The sequence below is a fragment of the Pseudoalteromonas sp. bablab_jr011 genome (genome assembly GCF_016464045.1).
GTDB classification, from domain to species: Bacteria; Pseudomonadota; Gammaproteobacteria; order Enterobacterales; family Alteromonadaceae; genus Pseudoalteromonas; species Pseudoalteromonas lipolytica.
In genome coordinates this window covers 1-25,894 of sequence record NZ_JACDWU010000097.1, presented here as the reverse complement: position 1 = coordinate 25,894, position 25,894 = coordinate 1, and the positions used below count along the sequence as shown (strand labels likewise).

Below are 25,894 nucleotides of genomic sequence, written 5' to 3'. Positions count from 1 at the left end.
GTTGTTTTTAATGTTTTGATTTTTATGTGCTTTTTATTTTATTCGTCGTTTTTGTCTGTTGATATTTTTAAGTTGTGGCATTGTGGGTAGAGCCTCATAAAAAGCGCGTGCTTTAGGTAGAATGGGTTAATGATTTATAGATGACGTGTTCATCGACCGTTTTTAATTGGAGCATCGCATGTCAGAGTCTCGCGCTAAACGTGCGTTATTATTTGCTACCTTAGCTTTTGCGGCTAACTTTTCCGTATGGACATTGTATGCGGCGATAGTATTGCCTTTATCATCGCAATGGCAATTAACGGTCACTGAGTTAGGTGGCTTACTTGCAGCCCCGATGTTCACAGGTGCATTGTCTCGGATCCCCGCTGGCGAATTGGCTGACCGCTATTCGGCAAAAGTGCTCTTTGTTGTGCAAATGTTAGTGTGTGTGCCCGCCCTTGCATGCTTGTATATAACGACAAGCTATTCTCAACTACTTTTTCTCGGTTTATGGATTGGTCTCAGTGGTAGCTCATTTACCCTCGGTATCCGTTATGTGTGTGATTTTTATCAACGCAGTCAACAAGGAACCGCGATGGGGATTTTTGGCGTGGGTAATGCCGGTGCCGCTATTACACTCGTGTTAGCGCCTTGGTTAATGGAGCGCTATGGTTGGCAGTGGGTTGGGCCTGTGTATGCGTTTGGTTTGTTATTTGTTGCGGTGCTGTATGGTGTGTTTGCCCCCAGCCAGCCAGATAACGCTCATGTTATTAATAGTAAACCGCAAACCTGGACACTGTTACTGAAAAATACGCAAGTTTGGCGATTAGGACTCTATTATTATTTTGTGTTTGGTTCTTTTTTGGCCTTACTGCTTTGGCTGCCATATTACTATATGCAGGCCTACCAATTATCAATTAAACAAGCGATGGCCTTTACATTGTTTTTTGTTGCAACGTCGTCGGTGATACGGGCTCTTGGTGGGTGGTTTGCCGATAAGTATGGCGGTCGTAGTGTTAACTGGAGCGTGTTTTGGGTGTGTTTAGTGTGTTTGTTTTTCTTAAGCTACCCGCCCACAACAATGACCATTCATGGTATTAAGCAAGATGTGAATTTATCTGTGTCGGTGAATGTGTGGGTGTTTACCGGCTTATTATTTGTGATTGGCTTAGCGCAAGGTTTTGGGCGTGCCAGTGTGTTTAAAGTTATCCATGAAAACTACCCGTTAGAAATGGGCAAGGTAGGCGGTTTTATTGCTGCCATTGGGGCCTTGGGAGGATTCACATTGCCGATAATGTTTGGTGCGGTGGTTGATTTATTTGGCTTTTACAGTGCCTCTTTTATGTTGCTTTACGCGGTGTTAGCTGTCTGTATGATGCTGATGTATTTCGCGGTGCGTGCTGAGCGCTATCAACGAAGATTGAATGAAGCTGCGAGTTATAATTTTTTAGAAGATGATAGTTTATGATGCAAATATCCGATGAACAACAAACCAAAAGTGACGTTGCCTTATTTCAGCTCGCATTTCGTCCGCTGTTTTTGTGTGGGGGCCTATTTAGCTGTATTGCTTTGGTTGTGTGGGGATTAGTACTCAATGGTCACTGGTCTTTTTCTCCTTATGGAGGGGCTTTGTTTTGGCATAGCCATGAAATGCTGTTTGGTTTTGTGTGCGCTATTGTTATCGGCTTTTTATTAACCGCGGTACAAAACTGGACAGGTTTACGCTCTATTCATGGTCGAAAGCTGCTGCTGTTAACTCTTGCATGGTTAATCGCGCGAGTTGCCATGGTGGTGCCCGCTTTGCCGCACTGGTTAGTATTTGGTATTGATATGGTGTTTTTGCCCTTAGCGGGTTATTGGTTAGCAAAACCAATCATTGTTAAAGGGCAAATGCGAAACCTCTTTTTTGTGCCGATTATTTTATTACTCAGTGCTGCCAATTTATTAATGCACTTAGGCGTGACACTGGGGATGCCTGAGTTGTATCAGCATGGTTATATGTCTGCTATTTGGCTAATTACGTTATTAATGAGTGTATTAGGCGGGCGTGTAATTCCCTTTTTCACTGCAAATGCAACTGCGACAAAGAAGGTCGACGGTAAACCTTGGTTAGAGATTGCAGCGCTTGGCAGTACCTGGTTTATTTTTGTGTTGTTTTTTACTGGTGCAGTTTATTACCTGAGCAATGAGCTCATTGGCGGCATGCTAATTATATGTGCTGTATTTCATTGTCTTCGTGCGGCGCGATGGCCGTTCTTTAAAACCTTAGCGGTTCCACTGCTGTGGAGTTTGCATTTGGCTTATTGGTTTATTCCTGTGGGAATTATATTAATGGGGATGTCTTATTTCACTGATTTATTGTCAATTTCGACCGCTTTCCATGCACTGACTGTGGGGGCTATGGGCAATATGATTTTAAGCATGATGGCGCGTGTTAGCTTAGGCCACACTGGAAGAAAATTAGTGGTTAAGCACGCCATTATTTTTGCATTTGGTGCGGTATTAATTGCGGCCTTATTACGCGTATTTGGTGTGTTGATAAATTCACAATTGAGCCTGTATTTTATTTCTTTATCTGTGATTACATGGTGTATGGCTTATGGTTTATTCTGCTTAGTGTATTTTCCGGTGTTAACACAACCAAGAGCAGATGGCCGCGCAGGCTAACGTTTCTATACGTCAATATGGTTGTTTAGGTAAAGTAGCTACCTCTTTTGAATTAGTGTGGACTTCATTCCTCTTGATGTAGATCAAGCTGAATTTTTGTACGCTTACTAAGCTGATATTTACGTATCAGTAAAAAGAGTGGAAAGCATGAAGGAGCAATCTTTACCAATATTGTTAACGTGCTCTGGCTGTAGTTATGGTGCAGAGCTGGCTGAAGACTTATCACAAAGTTTAATTATGCAGGGGAAAGTTGAAAAAGTCTCCATTACGGCATTATCAGCAGGTTCTGCTATGCATTGGCAAAAGTTAGCATCTTCTCCTGCTATTATTGTTTTTGATGGCTGTGGGCTTAACTGTGCGAAGTTAAGTCTCGAAAAGTTATCTATTAATACATTTTATCATTTTGATATGACCAAGCAGCTTCAGAAAATAAACAATGGCGTGGGCAAACCTTCGCTAGCGGCCTGTTTGCAAGTGACAAAAACGGTGCAGTATCAACTCGCGTCTGTCCTACCAAAGCAACATAGAGTGAATCAAAAGGAAGCCGCAGGAAGCAAAGTGATCGCGATGTTTCCGTGTGCAGAGCGTTAAGGTTAGCAATGTAACTTTAACGCTCTGCACACACCTCGCAGTGGGGTTGTTTTGGAATAATAAACTCTTTAAATGTCAGGTGCTCTGCATCATATAACAGCATTGACACTGTTTTAGGGGGCATAGATAGCAGGCTTTTAAGCGCCTCTGTGGCTTGCAATGAACCTAAAGTGCCAACTACTGGGGCAAGGACCCCAGCTTCCATACAGCTTAATGAGGGTTCTTTAAATAGCCGAGCAACGCAGGCATAACAGGGATCGCCGTCACGCATTGGAAAGTGAATGAGTTGCCCTTCCATACGAATTGCAGAACCTGAAATTAGGGGCGTTTTATGTGTCCAACACAGGCGATTAAGCAGTAAGCGTGTTGCGAGATTATCACTGCAGTCAACGACAACATCAGCGCTGATTAACTCTGGCTCATGGTGTGTCGTAAACTCAGAAGCATAGGTTGTCATCTCTACTTGGCTATTGAGTGCTGTTAATTGCTGTTTAGCTGATTCAACTTTTAACTGACCCACACTGTTTTCGGTGTGTAATATTTGTCGTTGTAGGTTAGTTATATCCACTGTGTCATGATCAAATAAAGTAATTTTTCCGACACCTGCCGCAACAAGGTAAGGGAGTACTGCACTACCCAGTCCTCCAGCTCCGACAACGAGTACGTGGCTTGCCATAATGGCTTCTTGCCCTTCTTCTTGAACCTGAGGAAGCAGAATATGACGGCAATAACGCAGGGTGTTGGCACTCTCTAATAACATGCAATTTTCCTTCTTTAGAACGCGTCTATAAGCCTACATTAAATAGGGCAGTGTTGTTATACCTCTTTGGAGGTGCAGTGAGTCATATTAGGTAACGCTATGAAAAAATTGATTTAAATCAATTTTCATAGTTATGCATAGCCGTAATCTGTGCATAACTTAAAAACATAGCAAGGTAGTGATATGAAAACACAGCTCTCAGTTCTAACAGCGTTAGTTACATTTGCTTTGAGTACGCAAGTGAGTGCAACTGAAGATAATGGCATTCATAACATGTTGGCGAATGGTGAAGTGCATGGCATGTTGCGTTATCGATATGAAAATGTCGATCAATCGGGGATCGCTGAACAAGCACATGCATCAACATTACTCACGCGTATTAATTATACAACGGCGACACTCAAAGGCGTTTCAGCACTTCTCGAGTTTGATAATGTTACCGAGATTGGTAATGACAATTATAACAGTACGGTTAATGGTCATACGGATCACCCCGTTGTTGCTGACCCTAAAGGTACTGAGCTTAATCAAGCAAGCTTACAATTCAAAAATAAAGAGTTGCACGTTGTTGCGGGTAGACAACGTATCAACCTTGATGACCAACGATTTGTCGGGGGTGTTGCATGGCGCCAGAATGAACAAACTTTTGATGGTTACAGAGTCGTTTATAAACCATCAGAGTCATTAAAGTTCGACTACAGCTATGTGTTTAATGTGAATCGTATTTTTGGTGAAGACAGCAATAAAAGCGATTTGCACGGTAAATTACACTTTGCCAATGCTGCATACCAAGTTAATAAGCAATTTAATGTCAGTGTGTTTGCCTATCTTTATGACTTTGATGCTGCTTTAGCCAGCTCAACACAAACAATGGGTGTACGCGCAACAGGCCAATTATCCGATTCATTGAGTTATACGGTTAGTTATGCAACTCAGCAAGATTATGCCGATAACCCCAATTCGTTTGATGCTGACTATATATTAGCGGAGCTAAAGGGCAAAGTGAGTAAGCTTGGCTGGAAAGTTGGCTATGAGCTGTTAGGCTCAGATAACAACATAGGTTTTAGTACACCACTGGCAACAGGGCATAAGTTCCAAGGTTTTGCAGATAAGTTTTTAGCGACCCCAGGTAATGGACTTGCTGATTTATACTTTGGCGTTAATGGGCAGTTGGCAGATATAAAGCTGAGCGCGACTTATCACTTTTTTGATAGTGATGCACACAGCATCGATTATGGCCAAGAGCTTGATTTAACGGCTGCATATGCACTTTCAAGCAACTGTAATGTGCTGTTTAAATATGCCATGTACAACGCTGATGATTATGCCACGGATACCGATAAGGTATGGTTGATGCTCACTCATAAGTTTTAACCGCTTAGCATGCTTTTTAGCAGCTAGATTAGTTTCAGTTCCCTGCAATTATGAGCCTCTTCGGAGGCTTTTTTCTGTGTGATATCCCAAAACCTCATTGTTATTCCTCCAATATCTCCTTTTATCTCCCTCATAGAGTGATAGGGAGTGTTAATACACCTTAGTAGGTAGTAAGCGCAGTTAATAAAGGCATTGCTTTACAGTGCGCCTATTCATAGGGGGTAGAGGTGTTTTTGACTGCACGGCGGTTACCTTTATTCCTTGATTTACATCAATTCTTTTTTAGTAAGTCGGCTCAGAATCAAATTAATAAAACCGTTTGGAGACGACAATGGCGAGTGAAAAATTTAACCTTTTTTCCTTTCAAGGAAAAATGAAAATCTTACATCTTAGTTGGCTTGCATTCTTTATCACCTTTTTTGTGTGGTTTAATTTTGCACCGTTACTACAGGCTGTAAAAACCACCTTGGGATTAAGTACAGAGCAAGTAAAAACACTACTGATCTTGAACGTGGCTTTGACCATTCCTGCCCGCGTTATTATTGGCATGCTAACCGATAAATATGGGCCAAGGTTAGTCTATTCATGTTTGCTGATTGTCAGCGCAGTACCTTGTTTAATGTTTGCTTTTGCTGATAGTTTTTTGCAAGCTGCCATTGCTCGTTTTTTACTTGGGTTTATCGGCGCAGGCTTTGTTATTGGTATCCGCATGGTGTCTGAGTGGTTCCCTCATCACGAATTAGGCACCGCAGAAGGTGTGTATGGTGGCTGGGGTAACTTTGGTTCCGCTGCTGCGGCTTTTTCACTGCCTACGTTGGCATTAATTTTTGGCGGCGATGATGGTTGGCGTTATGCAATTGGTATTACGGGTGTAATGAGCTTTGTTTATGGTTTTATTTATTATTTTAATGTAACCAATACACCTAAAGGCTCGACGTACTTTCGTCCTAAAAATTTAGGGGCGATGGAAGTCACTTCTAAAGGCGATTTTTTCTTACTCCTAATCATGAAAATCCCTATGTATGCAGCAATGGCATTACTGGCTTGGAAACTCTCACCCAATGGTGTTGGGATGATTGAAGCAAATGTCGTACATCTTATTTATGGTGGGTTAGTGCTGCTGTACTTGTTTGAAGTTAAAAAAGTGTGGAACGTAAATAAAACGGTATTTGAGCAAGAAGTACCTGAGTTACATCGCTATAGCTTTAAGCAAGTAGCTGTGCTGGATATTTTGTATTTTACAAATTTTGGTTCTGAGCTTGCTGTGGTGTCAATGCTGCCGCTGTTTTTTGCTGAGACCTTCTCGCTTGACCCTGTTATGGCAGGGATGGTGGCCGGTGCGTATGCATTTATGAACTTAATGTCACGCCCAGCAGGTGGGTTTATTTCAGATAAGTTTGGTCGCCGTACAACGTTACTTATTTTAACCGCCGGTTTAGCCGCAGGTTATCTGTTAATGGGCATGGTTAATTCGCAGTGGCCATTATGGTTAGCAGTTGCAACAGCCATGGCGTGTTCTTTCTTTGTTCAATCAGGTGAAGGTGCTGTGTTTGCCGTCGTGCCATTAATTAAACGTCGCTTAACAGGGCAAATTGCAGGGATGACAGGGGCATATGGTAACGTTGGGGCTGTTACATTTTTAACTGTGTTATCGTTCGTCGATTATGCAACTTTCTTTTATGTTATCGCCGGTACGGCAATGATTGGCTTTGTTACTTTGTTCTTTATGGATGAACCGCGAGGTCAAATTGCTGAAGTACGCGAAGACGGGACTGTTGAACTGATTGATGTATCACACAAATAAATCTTAATACGATAGAAAAGCCAGCTTAAGCTGGCTTTTTTCGTTATTAACTAAGGGGATGTTTTAACGTTATGACAAACCTATTTATGACTTAGGTCTAAATACTTGAACCACAGATTCATCACATTCTAAGTAAGGCCCTTCAAGTAAATCAATACAATAAGGCACCGCAGGAAATACGGCATCAAGACATTGACGAATCGCTTTGGGTTTGCCCGGTAAGTTAATTATTAATGAGCGGTCTCTTATCCCCGCTGTTTGTCGAGAGAGTATAGCCGTTGGCACGTATTTTAAGCTTTCAGTACGCATTAACTCACCAAATCCTGGCATCATTTTGTCACACACCGCTTCTGTGGCTTCGGGGGTTATGTCTCGTTTGGCGGGACCCGTTCCACCTGTGGTAATGATTAAAGCGCATTGTTCTTGATCGGCAAGCTCGCATAATGCCGCTTCAATTAAATGTTGCTCGTCTTCGACTAATCGATAGCATGCCTGCCATGGCGAACTTAAATAGTCATTTAATGTATCGGTGATAGCGGGTCCCGATAAGTCATCGTACTGGCCTCGGCTTGCGCGATCACTAACAGTCAAAATTCCAATTTTCGCAGTCATTTTCATCTCTTTACAATTCATTTATTCGCACTCTAGCAAAGTGATGGGTAAAGGTAACTCCTCCAAAGTAGGTAGAGGTGTCTGGGTGGCGCTCCGTTTTATTTTTGACAGGAGGGGGTTTTGATTGGCTACCCATTTTGTTCTTTTGGCAGAACTAAGCTGCTTTGATCTAGATCAAGTTTCAAACTGGCTTAAAACGGTGTTGATACTATATATTGATCATATTGAAATTTAAAACACAATATGTAGTGGTTTATGTTTAATGTATTAGAACCCCAAGTGTGCTTTCAAGAAGTCCCTGGACACATTGCGTTAGGCTTTGTGTGCACGGGGTGCCCCTTGCGCTGTCCTGGGTGTCATAGCGTTGATACATGGGATCCAAAGCATGGTGAGCGGTTAACATCGCAACGCTTTCTAGGGTTACTTGAGCGCTATAAGCACTTGATAACTTGTGTGGTGTTTTTTGGCGGAGAATGGCAGGAAGGTGATTTAGTTTATTTTTTAAAGTTAGCAACGCAGCAAGGCTTAGCAACGTGTTTGTATACCGGGCTTGAGGATGTGTCGGAGCAATTAAAAGCACAGCTGACTTATGTAAAAACGGGCCGTTATGTCGCTGAATTAGGTGGCCTGGCGAGCCATTTAACTAATCAACGATTTATTGAAATTGCTTCGGGTAAGGTACTTAACTCATTATTTTTAAAAGGATAATAAAAATGTCTATGCTGAATTGTGAACAATTAAAAGAAAAAATGCGTTTCATCGAAAACTATACACAGGCCAAGAATGCGGCCGATGGTTCTAAAGTGGATGCGAATGCAAATGTGACATTAAAAAATATAGCGACGCTAGAATCAGAAATAATGAAAGACTTTTTCATTCACGTTAATCGCACTCAGGTGAGCAATAAAATAACCGCGCTTTTCGGCGAGTCATTGGGCAAAGAGTACCTTCGACAAATTGAGAACCATGAAATTTATGTGCATGATGAAACGAGCTTAAAGCCTTACTGTACTTCTATCACCATGTATCCATTTTTATTGGATGGGCTAACCAAATTAGGGGGAGAGTCTAAGGCACCTAAGCATTTAGAATCGTTCTGCGGCAGTTTTGTGAATCTTGTTTTTGCAATTAGCGCGCAGTTTGCAGGGGCTGTCGCGACGGTCGAATTTTTAATGTATTTTGATTACTTTGCGCGTAAGGATTACGGCGATGATTATTTAGTTACTCACTATAAACAGATAGAAAATCACTTACAGCACGTCGTGTACGCTTTAAATCAACCCGCTGCTGCACGAGGTTATCAAAGCGTATTTTGGAATATCTCGTTGTACGATAGTGCATACTTTGAGGCTATGTTTGGTCATTTTGTGTTTCCTGATATGACGGCTCCCGATTGGTCGTCTTTAAAGGCACTGCAAAGCATGTTTTTAAATTGGTTTAACCAAGAGCGAAACAAAGCTGTTTTAACATTCCCTGTTGTCACCGCTGCCATGCTAGTAGAAGACAATGAACCTAAAGATAAAGAATTTGCATTGATGTGTGCCGAAAACTTAAGTCAAGGCGGCTCATTTTTTGTTTATCAATCAACCGATGCTGATTCATTAGCCTCATGCTGTCGACTTCGTAATGAAATTAGCGATCATAGTTTTTCGTATAGTTTAGGCGCGGGGGGCGTTTCGACGGGCTCTATCAATGTTATTACACTCAATATGAATCGATTGGTGCAAGATGGCAGAGACCTAGCAACAGAAATAAGAAAAATACATGCTTATCAAATCGCGTATCGCACCTTAATGGAAGAGTACCAGCAAGCGGGCATGCTACCGGTGTACGACGCAGGGTTTATTTCCTTTAACAAGCAATTTTTAACCATTGGTATTAATGGCATGGTTGAAGCCGCAGAGTATTTAGGTATTCAAGTGGGGGTTAATGATGCGTATAAAGAATGGGTGAAAAGTCAGTTAGAAGTGATTTATAAAGAGAATCGCTTAGCAACAAAAGAGACCGGCTTTTTATTTAACACTGAGTTTGTTCCTGCTGAAAATTTAGGGATAAAAAATGCCAAATGGGATAGCGAAGATGGCTACTTCACGCCAAGAGAATGCTACAACAGTTATTTCTATTTAGTAGAAGACACAACACTAAATCACCTTGATAAGTTTATATTGCATGGTAAATCGATGACAGAGTTTTTAGATGGTGGCTCAGCACTGCATTTGAATTTAGAAGAGCATTTAGACACTGAGCAATATATGCAGTTATTTAATGTGGCAGCGCGAACGGGGTGCAATTATTTTTGCATTAATGTGAGGATCACCATTTGTAATCACTGTGAGTATATCGATAAGCGCTCAAGGCAATCATGCTCACAGTGTGGTTCAACAGATATTGATTATGGCACACGCGTGATTGGCTACTTAAAAAGAGTGTCGTCATTTAGTCATGGCCGACGCAAAGAGCACAAATTGCGACATTACCAATGCACAAAAGTACAACAATCAGCGTTAGCCTAACAATGTAAAGGGGCGTCTATTGCCCCTTTTGCCTTAACCTTGCATAAAAAGAATATTATTTTCTAAATGAATGTGCTCGTTTAAATCGTTGTAGAGCTCATGTATTTTGGCATAAAGACGCTGCCAGTCTTCATCGGCATCGTGCGGAGGAGTAAACTTATTGGTGAGTGTGGTTAATTTTTCGAGTGCCTTCTCGTGCTCTAAGTGCTCTGCTTCCATCACACTAATAGGACCCGATGGATAATAACCTTTCATGATCATTGGGAATAAAATGGCCTCTTCTTTCATCATATGTTCTTCAAGTTCATATTTCATTTGCGATAAATGAGATTCCAGATGATGAGGGTAGTCAGCATGATCAGTATTTTTTAATTTCACTGCTTTGGTTAATTGGATCAATTGTTGAAATTGCATTCTGTGCTTTTCATGAAAATTATCGATGATATGCGCAATGAGCTTAATGGGCAATTGCGCCTCCCAGTTTATGTTATTGCCTGAAATAGCTTGTCCAATATGAGTGTGTTGCTTGGTGGTTGAGTTATCTTCATTGACAAGGTCAATAGCATTAGCGCTTTCGCTCGCTATATCATTTGATGTTTCTGTACGAGCAGACATTCTCAATCCTTACTTTTAAATGACGAATGGTTTAATCAATCTAGTTGAAACATAGGACGAAAGATATTCCTCAAAGGGGATAGAAAACGCTTAACCTTTACTAGGTAGTGCCCGTAAAAATTCATTTAATACCTTACCTAATAGGTGATTTCCCTCATGCCATGTAGGGATTGATCCTGATAGCTGCCAACTTCATTCGGCTATTTAATTAGAAATGTAAATAAAACATTAACCATTTTAGGCGTCAATTCACGCAAGGTAGGTGTCAGATGAAACTATTAATGAAAAATATGGCGGTTGGTTTAACGCTTGCAGGATTCAGTTTAAACGCAGCGGCAGCCGCAGTGATAGGCTCTCAATTAGAGCAACAGCTTAAAACTATGTCGCTCACAGACAAAGCGATGGTGGTTGTAAGTTACGAGCAAATGGAAGCACTTAAAGCCACACAAATAAGTAAGTTAATTAATCTAGGTATCACACAAAGTGTGCAATTTAAGTCATTACCAATGATTGGTGTTGTTGCATCACCTACACAAATTAAAAAGTTAGCAGCAATGGAAGGGGTTCGCTCTATTTTTGCAAATAGACCTTTAACTTATTACAACCTAGAAGCGCGAGAAATTACGGGGGTCGAAAAGCTTCAATCAGACGAATTCACGGCTAATAATGGGATGACGTTCACAGGTAAAGGCGTCACCGTTCTTGTTAATGATTCTGGTATTGATGCGTCACTCGCTGATTTAGAGTATGGCGCTAAAGTCATTGAAAACGTGCAAGGGATTACTCATGCCAGTGCTATTTCAATTACTGGTGCAAGTGGTGTGTGGATTGAAGGCCAACTTAACACCGATTTAAATGTAGGTCATGGCACACACTGTGCGGGCACTGTGGCTGGTTGGGGAAGTCATTCTGATGGTAAGTACCAAGGTGCAGCACCGGGTGCTGATTTAATTGGTTATGGTTCTGGCGCAGGTATCTCTATTTTGGATGCACTCGGCGGTTATGACTATGCCATTACCCATATTTGGGATTTTAACTCGCCGATTCGTATCATGAGTAACTCATGGGGAAGCAGTGGTAAGTTCGAAAGCCATGATCCTATTTCATTGGCATCTTACAAAGCTTACAAGTTGGGTATGTTATCAGTGTTTGCTGCGGGTAATTCAGGTTCAGGCGAAGATACTCACAACCCATATGCACAAATTCCATGGGGAATGTCGGTGGGGGCAGGCACCAAGCAAGGTGATTTAATTGATTTTTCATCACGGGGTAAAAGTGGTGAACAAGGCACCTTTACTATGCCAGACGGCAGTGAGTGGCAGTATAAAAATGAAATAACAATAGTCGCACCGGGAGTGGATATTATTTCGACACGCGCAAAAACGAACATCGTATCGAACGGCGGTGCAGATGACATTGACGCAATGGAAGCTGAATACTTACCTTATTACACAATGATTTCAGGCACGTCAATGGCCACCCCCCATGTTGCGGGTGTGGCTGCGCTGATGCTGGAAGCAAACCCCGACTTAACACCGCTGCAAATTAAACAAATTATGCAAGAAACAGCGACAAACATGCCGGGCTATCAAGCATGGGAAGTGGGCGCTGGTTATGTCAATGCGTATGCCGCTGTAGCAGGCGCATTGGGATATAACGCTGAAAATAGTGTCACAGTAAATAACTTAAACGACTTTAATGCGAATGCCATTATTCTGGATGACAGCTCACCCACCCCATTTGAAGTGTTCTATTCACCAGTGGGTGAACCAGAAGAATTTACCTTTACTGTTGGCAGTGATGCTGCGTTTATCAATGTGGCTGCAGATGTGCTGGCGAACACCACTAAACTCAAACTTGAAGCACCCGATGGCACGGTTTATTTTGGCAACTTAACTCTGCCAGTACTTGATACTTCAATGCGTGTTTCAGCGCCAGCACAAGCCGGAGAGTGGAAGTTATCTGCGTTTGGTTTGACCTCGTTATCAGGTGTAGAAGCCGATCCTACAGGTGTCACAAATGGCCCTGGCTTACCTGAGTTTATTAGTGGTGAAATTAGTATTTTGAAGTCAGGTGGATACCAAGGGCTTAATGATATTTTTGTTCACCCAGCTCGAAAAGCGATTGAGTTTGCGGTTAGTGAACGACTCGTTGATGGTCACGATGATGGCTACTACCGACCTGATGTAAACCTATCACGTGCAGAGCTTGCTCAGTATCTTGTGATGGGAATGGCAATCAGACAACAACGTGACATTCTGGCGACACAAAAACCGGCCTTTGTGGATGTTATGTCTGGTAGCGAAGCGTTTGTCGATGCCGTTACGTCAGTAGGCTCAGCGTTAAAAGACCGTAAACAAGGGCAAAATCCAGTAATGTCAGTATCGGGTCAGTCATTTAATCCGACGGGCACAGTTAGCAAAACCGATTTAGCGTACTCATTAGTGCAAGCACTTGGCTTACAATCGCAGGCTGGCAATCACACGGGCGATATCACGGTTGCTTACAACGGCGAACAAATCCCGCTTCGTGATAGCAATGCGATACCTAGCGAATTAAAAGGGTATGTGCAATTGGCTGTTGATATGTCGCTGTTAGGTGTCCGTTTTGAGCTTGAACAGGGTCGCTATGATTTAACACCGACGCTTGTTGCTTACTTTGAACCAAACACCGTAGTAAGCCGGGGTGATTACGCGGTGATTATTGGTCGAGTGTTCAATCAATATTTAAGATAGTTAAGTCCTTGATGAATAAAAACCAACCTGAAAAATGGTTGGTTTTTATTCGTTATTTTTCATTAAAAACTTGCGAAATACCCCAGTCGAAAGTAAGTTTAATGTTGTGGTTTGTTAAATAAACGTGTCACTTCGGCTTGCCGTCGTCACGAGAGAGTTGAGAATATGAGCCAGTTCAAGACGTTTTACATCATTGCATTTGCTTTAATAATGATGCTTTCAAGCCCCGTATCACACAGCACAGAATTAGTCAGTGTCAATGTTCAAGGTAATACTGTTGAGGCCGTGATTAACCTCCCTGCAAATATTTCAGCAGATATCACCCTTGAATTTGAAAATGCAGTAGGCCTTACCGCTGATAATATAGGTATTACAGCCGAAATTATTGATATCACGTCGCTTAATCTTTTGCAGCGACTACCAAACAGTAGCAATATTTCTTTGCAAGCGCTTTTTCCAATGATGATTACTATTGAGCCTGATGCCAGTGGCGGTTTTTCGTTTTCGGGAGTCGCGAGTGTTGACATTCATACGCACAATTTAGAGTACACAGCGGGTACGCCGCTACGCTTTTTTAAAGCACCTTTGGGTGGTGAGTTTAAAGATATTACCACAACAATGGGGGCGGGGAGTTACCGTGCTCGCGGTTCAACAGGCCGCTTTTCACAGTTTATAATTGTCGCTGATTTACGCCCTGCAACCGTTGTGATCAATACAAAGTTTAACGACTTACAAACGGCGTTAAATGCTTTTTCTAGCCAGATTGACAGTGTTGTTTATTCAACACTATTGCAAGACGTCGCCGATATTAATCAAGCAATCATGACACTTGATTACAGCTCAGCGAGTAGCAAAGTTAGCCAGTTTATTAATAATGTGAAAGCTAATCGAGGCCAAGCAATTCCAGATGTGTGGCGCTCAAGCCGAGATGTCGATAACGTGATGGGTGAGCTGATAGCTTATGCAAATACGTTACGCTTTAGTTTGAGACTTGCCAATTAAGAATAATAAGGTTTGTAGAGTAGTTGTGTATGCCCGCTAGAATTACGGTTTGTTATACTGATCAGCCTGCGATGGAAAGCTATTTATACGAACAGAGTGGATACCTCATAGGACGTGCGAAAGAGTGTCAGTTAATTTTGGAACACCCAACGGTGTCACGTCAGCATGCTCGTGTGTCGCACAGTAATGATGCATGGCAACTTAATGATCAACGAAGTTTAAACGGCACGAAAGTAAACGGTGCCGTTGTCACTCACTCAACCCTTGCTGATGATGCAATCATTTCGATTGGTGATTTAGATTGCTTGTTTGAAGCCAAGTCAATGTCGCAAATAGCGGCTATTAATGAGCATAACACCTGGCGATTAACACAAAGTAAGTTAGCCTCACCGTCTTCTAATACAGACTATTTAAAAGAAAGCTTAATTGCCCAATTACATAACCTAATTACGTTAACAGGCACGCAGCGTGGTGTGTTGCTATTAGGCGAACAATTAGATTCATTACAAGTATGTATCGCACAAGGTTTCAAAACGGGTGATTTTAAATTGAAACGCTTTGAAGGCAGTGTTGGTGCAATCTCTCGTTGCTTTGAAAAAGCAGAACCCGTGGTGGCTATGGATGTGTCGGTACATGACTTACTCAAACACCGCGACAGTATTCAGTTGAAAAAAATATCCTCGCTCGCGTGTATCCCGTTACTATTTGACGGTCGAGTTGTTGGGGTTGTGTATACCGACAGCCAATTAGCGGGAAAAGTACTGACTGATTTAGACATCGAAATTTTCCACAGCATGGGACTTCAAATTGAGGCCGCAGTGCAAGCCTTACTGTTGCAACAATCTATTGATAACTTACAAAAAGTGGTTACAGATAAGCACGTTAACGAAAATACTGGCTATACTTTATTTAATTTATGTCATTAACCCCTGTTAAATAGGTGATATGAGCAATAACGACGTTTCTAAAAATAGCAGTGATGAATTGCATGAAACTCAGGTAATTAGCTCACCGACTTATCTTAAGCCTGGCGAATGTTTACTTGGCCGTTTTGAGATTGAAGCCATGTGTGGTCAAGGTCAGTATGGGTGTGTTTACCGCGCCTACGACAAACAGCTTGATACACACATTGCCATTAAAGTACTTAATCAATCAATTAGTCAGCAATCAGATGCGATTGCAAAGTTCAAACAAGAATTACTGCATTTACGTCAATTAAGCCACCCGACTATTTTACGCGTTCATGAATATTATCATTGGCAAAATCTACATTTTATAACGATGGATTGGATTGATGGCCAATCGCTAGAAGAGGCTAGCCTGACTTTTCAGAGTCGTGAAGAGCTTATTACATTTGTAAGCCAGTTATTAGAGGCATTGGTTTTTGTGGAGCAAGCCAATGTTGTTCACCGAGATATTAAACCCGCCAATATTATGCTCGATAAAAAGGGACGACTGTATATTTCAGACTTTGGTTTATCGGTGTTAGAAGGCAGCGCAGATGTGGGCGATATTGTGGGGACGGTTCATTATGCCCCTCCAGAGTATTTGCAGTTTGGGGCTGTAAATTCGACTACTGATTTATATGCGGTTGGCGTGGTGTTGTATCAGCTGTGTTGTGGTGAACTTCCCTTTGCTGGACAAAGCCTTGATGAGGTATTAACGGCAAAGCAGCTTAATAAAGCAAAATGTCGCGTAAAGCATAAACAACTGGCTTTTATTGCGCCATTTATCAACAAACTTATTCATTCTCAAGTTAACGCACGTTTTAAAAATGCCACTGAGGCACAAACGGCATTTTTAAAACAAATTAAAGAAAAACCGCACAACATTAAAAAACACTCTATGTTGATGGCTGTCGTGGTGGTTATAGGCTTATTTATTATGGCTGCGGTGTTTTTAAGCATGCCACCCGATACTCCCCAACAGCCTGAGAAAGAATACTATGCAGTGGCTGTTTTACCTTTACAAAGTAGTGACGATAGCGTTGCACAAGGGCTTGCTGAATATATTAACTATCAACTGCATGAATTAGGTCATTTACGAGTAGTAGAGCAAGGCAGGCTAAGTCAGTTGCTCTCTCAACTTGGAATTACAATGCCGTTAGATGAGCAAAAGCTAGCGCTGGTGGCTGACTTATTAAATGTAAGCTACCTGATTGCTCCGCAACTATACCCAAGTGGCTCAGAGCAACGCGATATTAAATTTAATGTTTATCAGCTTGAAGGACACACATTACAGCAAAATACACTCTTAACGAGCGATTTTAATCAAGCTAATTGGCAACAAAGCGTGTCGAGTTTTACCGAGCGTTTTTCACAGCAATTGCAATTATCAACTGAAGTGAAGGCATTACAAGTTGACCCTCAACCAGCAGGTGAGTTGTTTATTGTGAAGTCGTTCCTGCAAAAAGGTGAGTTTGAAAAAGCGCAAACATCGTTATCGCAGTTTTTAACCAAGCACCCAAATTCAGGGCTAGGGTGGTTACTGCAAGGTGAATTATTGCTTGCCACCCAGCAATTTTTCGATGCTGAGAATGCTTACAATCAGGCCCTTAAGTTTGCTGAAGATAAAACCTACACAGCAAAATTTGCCAGTGCGAGGCTTAATGATCTCGCCGGTAAAGCAGAGCAAGCTCAAGCTGACTATGCAGCCCTTGTAAAGGCATTTCCTTATGATGTGGAATTAAAAATAGCCCTTGCAGAGTTTTATTTTCTGACAGAGCAACATCAAAAAATGGAAGCGCTGTTGCTTGAGGTCGTTAACCTTGACCCTTACCATCCCGATGCATGGTTTATGCTTGGCCGAGCTGCATTTTTACAAGGGCAGTATCAAAAAGCGGTTGATGAGTATTTTGTTAAAGCCTTAGTAACTGCCAAAAAATCGAAAAATGTGTATCAAGAAGGCGAAGCGCTGAATGCGTTTGGTGTTGTTTACAATCAACTCGGGGAGATTGATTTAGCCTTTGATTACTACCGTCAAGCACTCGCTATCCGCGAAAACATTGACGACATTGCTGGAATGGCAACCACCATGGGTAACCTGTCTTCATTGCACCTTGCTAAAGCACAGTACACAGAAGCAGAACGCTATTTACAACAGAGCATTTCATTGTACGAGCAACTAGGCGATCAAGAAGGACTATCGCATACCTTTAACGAGTTAGGGGTGCTTGAAGAAGAGCAGGCTTTGTATCAAAAAGCACTTGAATATTATCAGCAAGGCCTCGACATACGCATGACGCTTGGCAACCAAATGCTGCAAGCCGAGAGTATGAATAACATCGGTTTTATGTATTTTATGCTGTTAAATAAAAAGCATGCGTTGGTTTATTGGCGTCAGGCTGAGCAACTGTATCAAGGTATTCAATACCCCTTGGGTATCATCCATGTAAGGCAGAATTTAGGGCAAATTGAATTAGCACAGGGAAATTGGCGAAACGCGTACCATCTTTTCAATAATACACTGGCAGATGCTAAACAACTCAATAGCACCTTTGAGCAATGGGTATCGCGTAGTTACTTATCTAAATTGACCTTTTTACAAGGAAATTTTGCAAATAGCATCACTGAGTTAAGCGCCATTTATGAGCAAGCAAAGTCATTGCAAGATATTCGCGCGATGAGTGAATTTGGCTTGTGGCTTGTTGATTGGTCGTATCAATTAGGTGATATCACCGGCGCAGCGTCAACAATCGCGAGCTTAAAACAAGATATCGCCGATAAGGGCAACCGTGAGTATGTTAGCCGACTTGCATTTTACAGTGAGCTCATAACGGGTGAGATGATCACTCAACAACAAATGAGTGAGCCCATGAGCAAAGATTATAGCCAGGGCGCTATTTATATTGCCAAGCTCATTTATGCGGCTCGTGAAGCACTGCGTCAACAGCAAGATATTAGTGCTCATTTAGCGGCGCTGGGTAATGTTGATTTTACCTTATATCAATACGCCTATCTTGAGTATTTAGAGCTGCTTGCTGTACAGCAGTTTATGCAACAGCAATGGCCTGATTTTCAGGCAACGCTAAAACAGGCTGATATTCTGCTTCGTAAGATGGGAGGGTACTGGCGGAGTTTTCAATTTGATCGATTAAGAGTGCAGTTTGCTTATCACAATGAGCAAGCACCCAGTAGCTTAAAAGCAAAGCTTAATTCAGAGTTAAACACTTTATTGGCCAATCTTCCTAAAGACAGAAAGGCTGAATTTTTAAACTATCAAAGTTATTTTCAACTTGATGATTCGTTACAGGACTTGGCTGGTTATGAATAATGATAAGGATATCACCTCGCTGGTGGCAGAGCTTAACCAAAAGCAGCAGCAAATTTCGCAGCAACTTTCAAACTCTAATGAGCAAATGCGTGGTTTAGCAAAGCGTGTTTGGCAGGTGCAAGAGAATGAGCGAAAGCAAATAGCACAAGAGCTGCATGATGGGGTTGGGCAGCTACTCACCGCTTTAATAAATCAATTACAGCAAGCAAAAAATGAAGCTCCCAGCCATGCTCTCAATGAGAGTATTGAATTAGCTCGCCAAGCATTATCAGATACTCGGGTTATATCACGGCTTATGCGACCGCGCATATTAGACGATTTAGGCCTTGTGCCTGCACTTGAGTGGTTGGTAAGAGTGATGTCTGAACAGCAGGCGTTTACTATTAACTTACATCACCAAGTTGATAATAACCTAGCCAGTGATATACAAACCTTGGTATTTAGAGTGGTACAAGAAGCGCTGACCAACGCCATTAAACATGCAAAGGCAAGCCTAATTACCATTAATGTGATAGCAACAAAAAGCATGTTAATGGTCAAAGTAAAAGATAATGGTCAAGGTATGGAACTACAACCTGATGATCTAACGACAGGCTTTGGCTTAGGGGCAATGCGAGACCGAGTTATGGCATACGGTGGTCAGCTAACGGTCACGACTGCGCCACAGCAGGGCTGCGAAATTAAAGTGCTAGTAACAGGAAATAATTAATATGATTAGCGTACTGATTGCTGATGACCACACTATTTTGCGCCAAGGTCTGGTGAGTTTACTGAGCAATGACCCTGATATTCGAGTACTTGCTGAAGCGGCAGATGGTTTATCTGCCGTACAAAAAGCACTTGAATTAAAGCCAATGGTGATTGTTATTGATATTAGCATGCCAGAATTAAACGGCATGGAAGCGGTTAAACGACTTCATGAGCAGTTACCAGAAGCTAAAGTACTGGTGTTAACCATGCATGAAGAGCAAGAATACGTAATACATATGGTGCGGGCTGGTGCATCTGGTTACTTGTTAAAAGACAGCGCCAGTGATGAGCTTATTGATGCCGTAAAAGCACTTGCTCAAGGGAAAACCTATTTTAGCCAATACGCTGCCAGTGTATTAGCAACCATGTCATTAAAACCGGCTGAAACCTGGGATGACCCTTATCGTAATTTAACCAGTCGTGAGCGTGAAGTTTTTCATCTTATTATCGAAGGTAAAACCACCAAAGACATTGCTCGCTCATTAGATATCAGTGTAAAAACGGCTGAAAATCATCGTGGTAAAGTGCTTGATAAGTTACAAGTCGCCAATGCGGCTGAACTGGTCCGTTACGCTGCAAAATATAATTTACTCATATAAAGGTGTTTTAACCTTCTTGCTCTAGGGGTTTTCCCCCATTTTTAAAAGCCTGCGTGTTTGCCATGCTGAGAGAGTCAAAACAAATTAAGGTTTACTCTCATGCTTAACACTCAATTAAAATCACAAAAACTACTCGCGGGTCTTGTTGGCGCAGGACTAAGCTTAATGTCACTGAATTTATCAGCTAAATCTTTGGGGCCAGAAATTAGTCAGTTACTGACCCAAGCAACAGAACAAGATGTGTTCGAAGTTATTGTTACGTTTGAAGGTAATAAAGCGGTCGACTCTGAACTGATGAGCATCATTCAGTCGGCAGGTGTGTTAGGCGGTGTGAGTTTAAAAAGCCTGCCTATGGTCGGTATTACGGCAACTAAAGCTCAAATCGAGGCTATCTACGCATCAGACAAAGTTCGTTCAATTTGGTACAACGCGCCACTATCACTAGAAAATGATGGTTCAACTCAAATTACTGGTGTTGACCGATTACGTGCCGATAGCTCTTTACGACATAAAGGCATGCCGTATTCTGGTCGCGGCATTGGTGTTGTCGTTAATGATTCAGGGGTGGATGGAACGCATGGCGACATCAAATACCCTAACCACGTAGTACAAAACGTGCTTGCGCAAACAAACTTAAACTCGTTGTCGAGTGTATTACCCATTACTTACCAAGAAGACGTTGATAACACTGATATTGCGGGCGGTCATGGTTCACATGTAGCGGGTATTATTGGTGGTAATGGTGCAATGTCGAGTGGTAAGTATCAAGGGGTCGCGCCGGGTGCAAAAATTATCGGTTATGGGTCGGGTGCGGGCTTATTTATTCTAGATACACTGGGTGGTTTTGATTACGCTTTAACGCATCAATTCGATTATAACATTCGTGTTATTTCAAACTCGTTTGGTAATACAAGCGACACAGGCACAGATTTTAACCCAGATGATCCAACAAATATCGCAACCAAAAAGTTGGCAGACAATGGGGTAATTGTTGTTTTCTCAGCGGGTAACTCAGGAAGCGGTGAAGGTACTATTACAGGCAACTTCAAAAAAGCACCTTGGGTTATTACTGTGGCAGCCGGTGATAAAACCGGTAATTTGGCCAGCTTTAGTTCTCGCGGTGTGAAAGGTAAAGGTGGGGTTGTTAGCATTAATGGTGAACAGCTCGAATGGCAAGATAGACCAACAATTACGGCGCCAGGTGTTGATGTTATTTCAGCAAGAGCTTCACTTTCAAGCTTGAGCACCTTGAGTCTAGCTGATGACAGTGAAATTATGGATATTAATCATGTGCCGTATTACACATCAATGAGCGGCACCTCAATGGCTGCACCACATATTTCAGGTATTGTCGCGCTGATGTTAGAGGCGAACCCAAACCTGACATGGCGTGAAGTGAAAACCATTTTGCAAGAAACCGCGACAAATATGCCCGGACTTGAAGATTGGGAAGTTGGGGCAGGTTATGCAAATGCTTATGCCGCAGTACAGTCAGTCGTTGATCAACAACGCACGTTTGGTACCACGACTAAACTTAACCGTAACTTTAATGCTCAAGCGCAAACATCAGTGCAGGCTGAGTACAATGACACCGTTGATTTTAGCCCCGTGGGTGATAATTCAGGCACCCTTATTAATGTTAGCCCAGATGCGTCAATGTTGATGGTGAGTGCCAATGTTTCTGACAACACCGTAGGGTTGTCACTCACCAGTCCTTCGGGTAAACGTTATGGCTCGAGTATTGCGTTGCCAGTACTGGGCCAAAATATTGCTGTAACAGCCCCTGCAGAAGCCGGCGAATGGGTGCTAAAAGCCAGTGGTATTGGCGGTTTGTCTGGGGTAGATGTTGACCCCCTCGGTGTAACCAATGGTTATGCTGTGCCAGGCTCGATTCCTGTTAAAGTAAAAATAGTTAAAACAGATGGTTACACTGGACTTGATGATGTAGCCGCTGATCACCCTGCAAAAGCGTTTATTGAAATGGCAGTGAGTGAGCAGTTAGTCGATGCAACAGAGAATGGATTTAAACCCGATGACTTTTTACTTCGCCAAGAATTAGCCGACTTTTTAACACTCGGCGCAGGAGTGAGACAATCAAACAAAGCGACACAAGTAAGCTATACCGATGTTGATGCCTCGTATAGCGCAGCAATTAATGCAGTAACACAAAAAGGGGCTGCGCTTCGTAATACAGCACAAGATCAAGCGCCTGTAATGTTGACTGATACAACGATGTTTTTACCAACAGAGCAGGTGAGCCGAAGTGAACTTGCTTACTCGCTCGTGCAATCATTAGCACTGCAAGAAACAGCAGCTACATTTAGCGGTGATATTACAGTGGTTTACAACGATGAGCGATATACACTGGAAGATCAACATACCATTCCTGACCACCTAAAAGGGTATGTACAGCTGGCGCTAGACCTTGGCATTTTGAATGCGTATTTTGATGTACACCAAGGCCGCTTCGACTTAGAGCCAAAAGTAACCGTACACTTCAATGGTGATGAATCGGTAACGCGTGCTGACTACGCTGTAGCTGCAACACGTTTTTACAATAATTAGCCTCCCTTCACCGATGCTAATACCACTTTATCCCCCTGTAGAGTGGTTTTTAAAACAAAAGACCCAGCAACAGCTGGGTCTTTTTTGTTTTAAAATAACAACAGAGTTATTCAATATTCTGGATCTGTTCGCGCATTTGTTCAATTAACACTTTAAGTTCGACAGCTGCGTTTGTGATGTCGCTGTTAATTGACTTAGACGCAAGCGTATTCGCTTCGCGGTTAAACTCTTGCATCATAAAGTCTAAACGACGACCGCAAGCGCCACCTTTCGTTAAGATTTTTTTAGTTTCTTTAACATGCGATTTTAAGCGGTCTAGTTCTTCGGCCACATCTTGTTTTTGAGCAAGGTAAATAAGTTCTTGCTCAAGACGTGATTCGTCGATATCCGTTTTTAACTCTTCTAGTTTTTGATTTAGTTTGTCGCGTTGCCATTTAGCTATTTCTGGTAAGTGGCTCTCAACAATGACTACTTGCTCTAAAATTGCATCTAAACGGGTTGCAATCATTTCGTGAAGGTTAGCGCCTTCATCGCCTCGTGCTTGTTTAAAGTCTTCGATTACTTCATCAAAGCCTGCGATCAGTGCAGTATTCACACTATCCATGTCTAACTCTTCAGCTTCCATCACACCTGGCCAACGTAAAATATCAACAGGGTTGATGTCGCCATTGCTTTGTTGCTGCACCCATTGCGCGCTTTTAATAAGCTGCTCAGCCAGAGATTCATTAATTGTCAGCTCACCAACATGTGCTGGGTTTGCTGCAAATTTTAGGAAAACTTCTACTTTTCCGCGCTGTAGGTGTTTGCGTAAACGTTCACGGATAACAGGTTCCATCCCACGAAATTGCTCTGGTGCGCGGATAAAAGTTTCAAGGTAACGTTGGTTAACTGAACGAATTTCCCAAGTGCCAGTGCCCCATTCGCCTTTAATTTCGCGACGCGCATAAGCTGTCATGCTGTGGATCATGGATGATTTCCTAGTGTTATTTATTTACAAATTTGGTTGATTATACCGTATCAGCCTTTAACCTCTAGCGGAAATTTTTTCAGTTGCATATTTCACATTCATTTAATTATGTAAATCAACATGGCATCTACACGTATATATACTTATAATGTGGCAAATTCAGATTTAAGGGGATCGTTAATGCGTCCAAGCGAAAGAACACCTAACCAAATTAGACCGGTTACATTTACACGTAATTACACTATGCATGCTGAAGGTTCAGTATTAGTAGAGTTCGGAAATACGAAAGTATTGTGTACTGCAACTGTTGAAGCAGGTGTACCACGCTTTATGAAAGGCCAAGGTAAAGGTTGGGTTACGGCTGAATACGGTATGTTGCCACGTTCAACACATACCCGTAATGGTCGCGAAGCAGCTCGCGGGAAGCAAGGCGGTCGTACAATGGAAATTCAACGCTTAATCGCACGCGCATTACGTGCTGCGGTTGATTTAAAAGCGTTAGGCGAAAACACCATTACAATTGATTGTGACGTAATTCAAGCTGATGGCGGAACTCGTACTGCATCAATCAGCGGCGCATGTGTTGCGCTTGTTGATGCGCTGACGTACATGCGCAGCAAAGGCATGATCAACTCTAATCCACTTAAACATATGATTGCAGCTATTTCTGTGGGTGTATATAAAGGTCAACCAATTACAGACCTTGAATACCTAGAAGACTCTGAAGCAGAAACCGATATGAATGTTATTTTGACTGAAACCGGCAAAATCATCGAAATCCAAGGGACTGCCGAGGGTGAACCTTTCTCGTTTGATGAATTAGATGAGCTACTTTCACTGGCTAAGCATTCTATCCGTGAAATTATCGATGCTCAAAAGCAAGCTTTAGCATAATTTAGAAGTAGGTTAATTTAGTAATGAAAGATTATCAAAAAGAGTTTATTGAATTCGCACTTGAAAAGCAGGTGCTTAAATTTGGTGAGTTTACTTTAAAGTCAGGCCGTACTAGCCCTTACTTCTTTAATGCAGGTTTGTTTAATACCGGTCGTGATCTTGCTCGCTTGGGACGTTTTTATGCTGCGGCACTGGAAGATGCAGGCATCGAATACGATGTTTTATTTGGTCCAGCCTATAAAGGTATTCCAATTGCAACAACTACCGCGGTTGCATTAGCGGATCACCACGATAAAGATGTACCTTATTGCTTTAATCGTAAAGAGAAAAAAGCACACGGTGAAGGGGGCACATTAGTCGGTTCTGAGCTTAAAGGTAAAATCATGTTAGTTGATGACGTGATCACCGCTGGCACAGCCATTCGTGAATCAATGGAAATCATTGCAGATAATGGTGCAGATTTAAGTGGTGTGCTTATTGCTCTAGACCGTCAAGAAAAAGGCAAAGCTGAGCTTTCTGCGATTCAAGAAGTTGAACGTGACTTTGGAACAAAAGTTATCTCTATTGTGAAACTAGCAGACTTAATTAGTTACCTAGAAGCAAAAGGCACAATGGATGAGCATTTAGCCGCGGTTAAAGCGTATCGTGACCAATACGGCATTGCATAATTAGTTAATTGATTAATCAATTTTAAAAAGCCCAGCTACATTAGCTGGGCTTTTTGTTTTGATTTAGTGGGCCTTAAACAAGGAAAAAGGTTATTTAAGCGTTAATAAAGTTTCACTTTTGTGCTGTTTAGATAAGAATTGGTGAAAAAGCCCTTTTTTTTAAAGTTTTTAGAAAAAAGTGCTTGCGAAAAAATTCCATCTCCCTATAATGCGACCCCACTGAGACGGCAGACTGCAACGCTTAGCGAGGCAAGAGCAACTCGGAGTGTTAAGTAAAACTTAGTTTCGAAAAATTAAATTTTCTCAAAATTAAGTGTTGACAAAAAAAATAGGGAAGCGTAATATACGCAGCCCTAGCGAGTTAAAGTGAAACGCTTTAATCACAACGTTCTTTAACAATATAAAGCAATCATCTGTGTGGGCACTCGTACAGATTGAGTTCTAACAGCGAAGCTACTTAGGTAGTAACGCAAACAAATTTAGAGTCTCAATGTTTTTTCCTTTAATGGAAAGTGAGTGACCAACGG

At 42.0% G+C, this 25,894-nt stretch carries 20 protein-coding genes; 16 read left to right on the top strand and 4 right to left on the bottom strand.

The annotated features are described in order from the left end of the window. Positions 1–178 precede the first annotated feature (178 nt). The 3 genes from JIG41_RS03720 to JIG41_RS03710 all read left to right on the top strand — a co-directional run bounded on the left by JIG41_RS03720 (position 179) and on the right by JIG41_RS03710 (position 3,237). Positions 179–1,447: a nitrate/nitrite transporter gene (locus JIG41_RS03720; RefSeq protein WP_065978355.1), complete on the top strand. Its 1,269-nt coding sequence runs from the start codon at positions 179–181 to the stop codon at positions 1,445–1,447. After that, positions 1,444–2,646 carry an NnrS family protein gene (locus JIG41_RS03715; RefSeq protein WP_196857407.1) on the top strand — a complete coding sequence of 401 codons (1,203 nt, stop codon included), beginning with the start codon at positions 1,444–1,446 and terminating at the stop codon, positions 2,644–2,646. Before JIG41_RS03720 ends, JIG41_RS03715 begins: the two co-directional genes overlap by 4 nt. A gap of 147 nt (positions 2,647–2,793) precedes the next feature. After that, on the top strand, positions 2,794–3,237 hold the full coding sequence (locus tag JIG41_RS03710) for a putative zinc-binding protein (protein WP_199524275.1): 444 nt from the start codon (positions 2,794–2,796) through the stop codon (positions 3,235–3,237). Between the two features lie 16 nt (positions 3,238–3,253). On the opposite strand, the gene JIG41_RS03705 is transcribed toward JIG41_RS03710, so the two are convergent. Next, positions 3,254–3,997, bottom strand: coding sequence for a molybdopterin-synthase adenylyltransferase MoeB (locus JIG41_RS03705; RefSeq protein WP_036973025.1), 744 nt, complete (start codon positions 3,995–3,997; stop codon positions 3,254–3,256). A gap of 183 nt (positions 3,998–4,180) precedes the next feature. Here JIG41_RS03705 and JIG41_RS03700 point away from each other — a divergent pair, with 183 nt between their 5' ends. Together JIG41_RS03700 and JIG41_RS03695 are read left to right on the top strand one after the other, a co-directional pair. Further along, positions 4,181–5,371, top strand: coding sequence for an alginate export family protein (locus JIG41_RS03700; protein WP_199524274.1), 1,191 nt, complete (start codon positions 4,181–4,183; stop codon positions 5,369–5,371). A gap of 331 nt (positions 5,372–5,702) precedes the next feature. Further along, positions 5,703–7,175: a NarK family nitrate/nitrite MFS transporter gene (locus JIG41_RS03695; RefSeq protein WP_065978357.1), complete on the top strand. Its 1,473-nt coding sequence runs from the start codon at positions 5,703–5,705 to the stop codon at positions 7,173–7,175. Positions 7,176–7,259: 84 nt separating this feature from the next. Here JIG41_RS03695 and mog read toward each other — a convergent pair whose 3' ends face one another. Next, complete coding sequence (gene mog / locus JIG41_RS03690) at positions 7,260–7,787, bottom strand: molybdopterin adenylyltransferase (RefSeq protein ID WP_036973017.1); 528 nt, start codon at positions 7,785–7,787, stop codon at positions 7,260–7,262. Between the two features lie 255 nt (positions 7,788–8,042). Between mog and nrdG the strand changes: the two genes are divergently transcribed. Together nrdG and nrdD are read left to right on the top strand one after the other, a co-directional pair. Beyond that, the gene (gene nrdG, locus JIG41_RS03685) at positions 8,043–8,495 is read left to right on the top strand and encodes an anaerobic ribonucleoside-triphosphate reductase activating protein (RefSeq protein WP_065978358.1); all 453 of its coding nucleotides are present in this window, start codon (positions 8,043–8,045) and stop codon (positions 8,493–8,495) included. Between the two features lie 5 nt (positions 8,496–8,500). Next, a complete protein-coding gene (gene nrdD / locus JIG41_RS03680; RefSeq protein WP_065978359.1) occupies positions 8,501–10,300 on the top strand; it encodes an anaerobic ribonucleoside-triphosphate reductase in 1,800 nt (599 codons plus the stop codon). Between the two features lie 33 nt (positions 10,301–10,333). On the opposite strand, the gene JIG41_RS03675 is transcribed toward nrdD, so the two are convergent. Beyond that, positions 10,334–10,915, bottom strand: coding sequence for a hemerythrin domain-containing protein (locus JIG41_RS03675; RefSeq protein WP_199524273.1), 582 nt, complete (start codon positions 10,913–10,915; stop codon positions 10,334–10,336). A 269-nt stretch (positions 10,916–11,184) separates the two neighbouring features. Between JIG41_RS03675 and JIG41_RS03670 the strand changes: the two genes are divergently transcribed. The 7 genes from JIG41_RS03670 to JIG41_RS03640 all read left to right on the top strand — a co-directional run bounded on the left by JIG41_RS03670 (position 11,185) and on the right by JIG41_RS03640 (position 22,838). Continuing rightward, positions 11,185–13,650, top strand: coding sequence for a S8 family serine peptidase (locus JIG41_RS03670; RefSeq protein WP_199524272.1), 2,466 nt, complete (start codon positions 11,185–11,187; stop codon positions 13,648–13,650). Between the two features lie 165 nt (positions 13,651–13,815). Next, complete coding sequence (locus JIG41_RS03665; RefSeq protein ID WP_199524271.1) at positions 13,816–14,652, top strand: DUF6689 family protein; 837 nt, start codon at positions 13,816–13,818, stop codon at positions 14,650–14,652. A 29-nt stretch (positions 14,653–14,681) separates the two neighbouring features. Further along, a complete protein-coding gene (locus tag JIG41_RS03660) occupies positions 14,682–15,578 on the top strand; it encodes an FHA domain-containing protein (RefSeq protein ID WP_051501919.1) in 897 nt (298 codons plus the stop codon). Positions 15,579–15,597: 19 nt separating this feature from the next. Further along, complete coding sequence (locus JIG41_RS03655; RefSeq protein WP_199524270.1) at positions 15,598–18,924, top strand: serine/threonine-protein kinase; 3,327 nt, start codon at positions 15,598–15,600, stop codon at positions 18,922–18,924. Continuing rightward, positions 18,917–19,633, top strand: a complete 717-nt coding sequence (locus tag JIG41_RS03650) for a sensor histidine kinase (protein WP_036973007.1) — start codon at positions 18,917–18,919, stop codon at positions 19,631–19,633. The genes JIG41_RS03655 and JIG41_RS03650 overlap by 8 nt, the downstream gene beginning before the upstream one ends. A 1-nt stretch (position 19,634) precedes the next feature. Next, positions 19,635–20,273: a response regulator transcription factor gene (locus JIG41_RS03645; protein WP_036973006.1), complete on the top strand. Its 639-nt coding sequence runs from the start codon at positions 19,635–19,637 to the stop codon at positions 20,271–20,273. A 99-nt stretch (positions 20,274–20,372) separates the two neighbouring features. Beyond that, positions 20,373–22,838: a S8 family serine peptidase gene (locus JIG41_RS03640; RefSeq protein WP_199524269.1), complete on the top strand. Its 2,466-nt coding sequence runs from the start codon at positions 20,373–20,375 to the stop codon at positions 22,836–22,838. A gap of 106 nt (positions 22,839–22,944) precedes the next feature. Here JIG41_RS03640 and JIG41_RS03635 read toward each other — a convergent pair whose 3' ends face one another. Beyond that, positions 22,945–23,805 (bottom strand): YicC/YloC family endoribonuclease, encoded by an 861-nt coding sequence (locus tag JIG41_RS03635; RefSeq protein ID WP_036973004.1) that lies wholly within the window; start codon positions 23,803–23,805, stop codon positions 22,945–22,947. Positions 23,806–23,985: 180 nt separating this feature from the next. Between JIG41_RS03635 and rph the strand changes: the two genes are divergently transcribed. After that, positions 23,986–24,699 (top strand): ribonuclease PH, encoded by a 714-nt coding sequence (rph, locus tag JIG41_RS03630; protein WP_036973003.1) that lies wholly within the window; start codon positions 23,986–23,988, stop codon positions 24,697–24,699. A 23-nt stretch (positions 24,700–24,722) separates the two neighbouring features. Then, the gene (pyrE, locus tag JIG41_RS03625) at positions 24,723–25,367 is read left to right on the top strand and encodes an orotate phosphoribosyltransferase (RefSeq protein ID WP_036973002.1); all 645 of its coding nucleotides are present in this window, start codon (positions 24,723–24,725) and stop codon (positions 25,365–25,367) included. Positions 25,368–25,894: the final 527 nt, after the last annotated feature.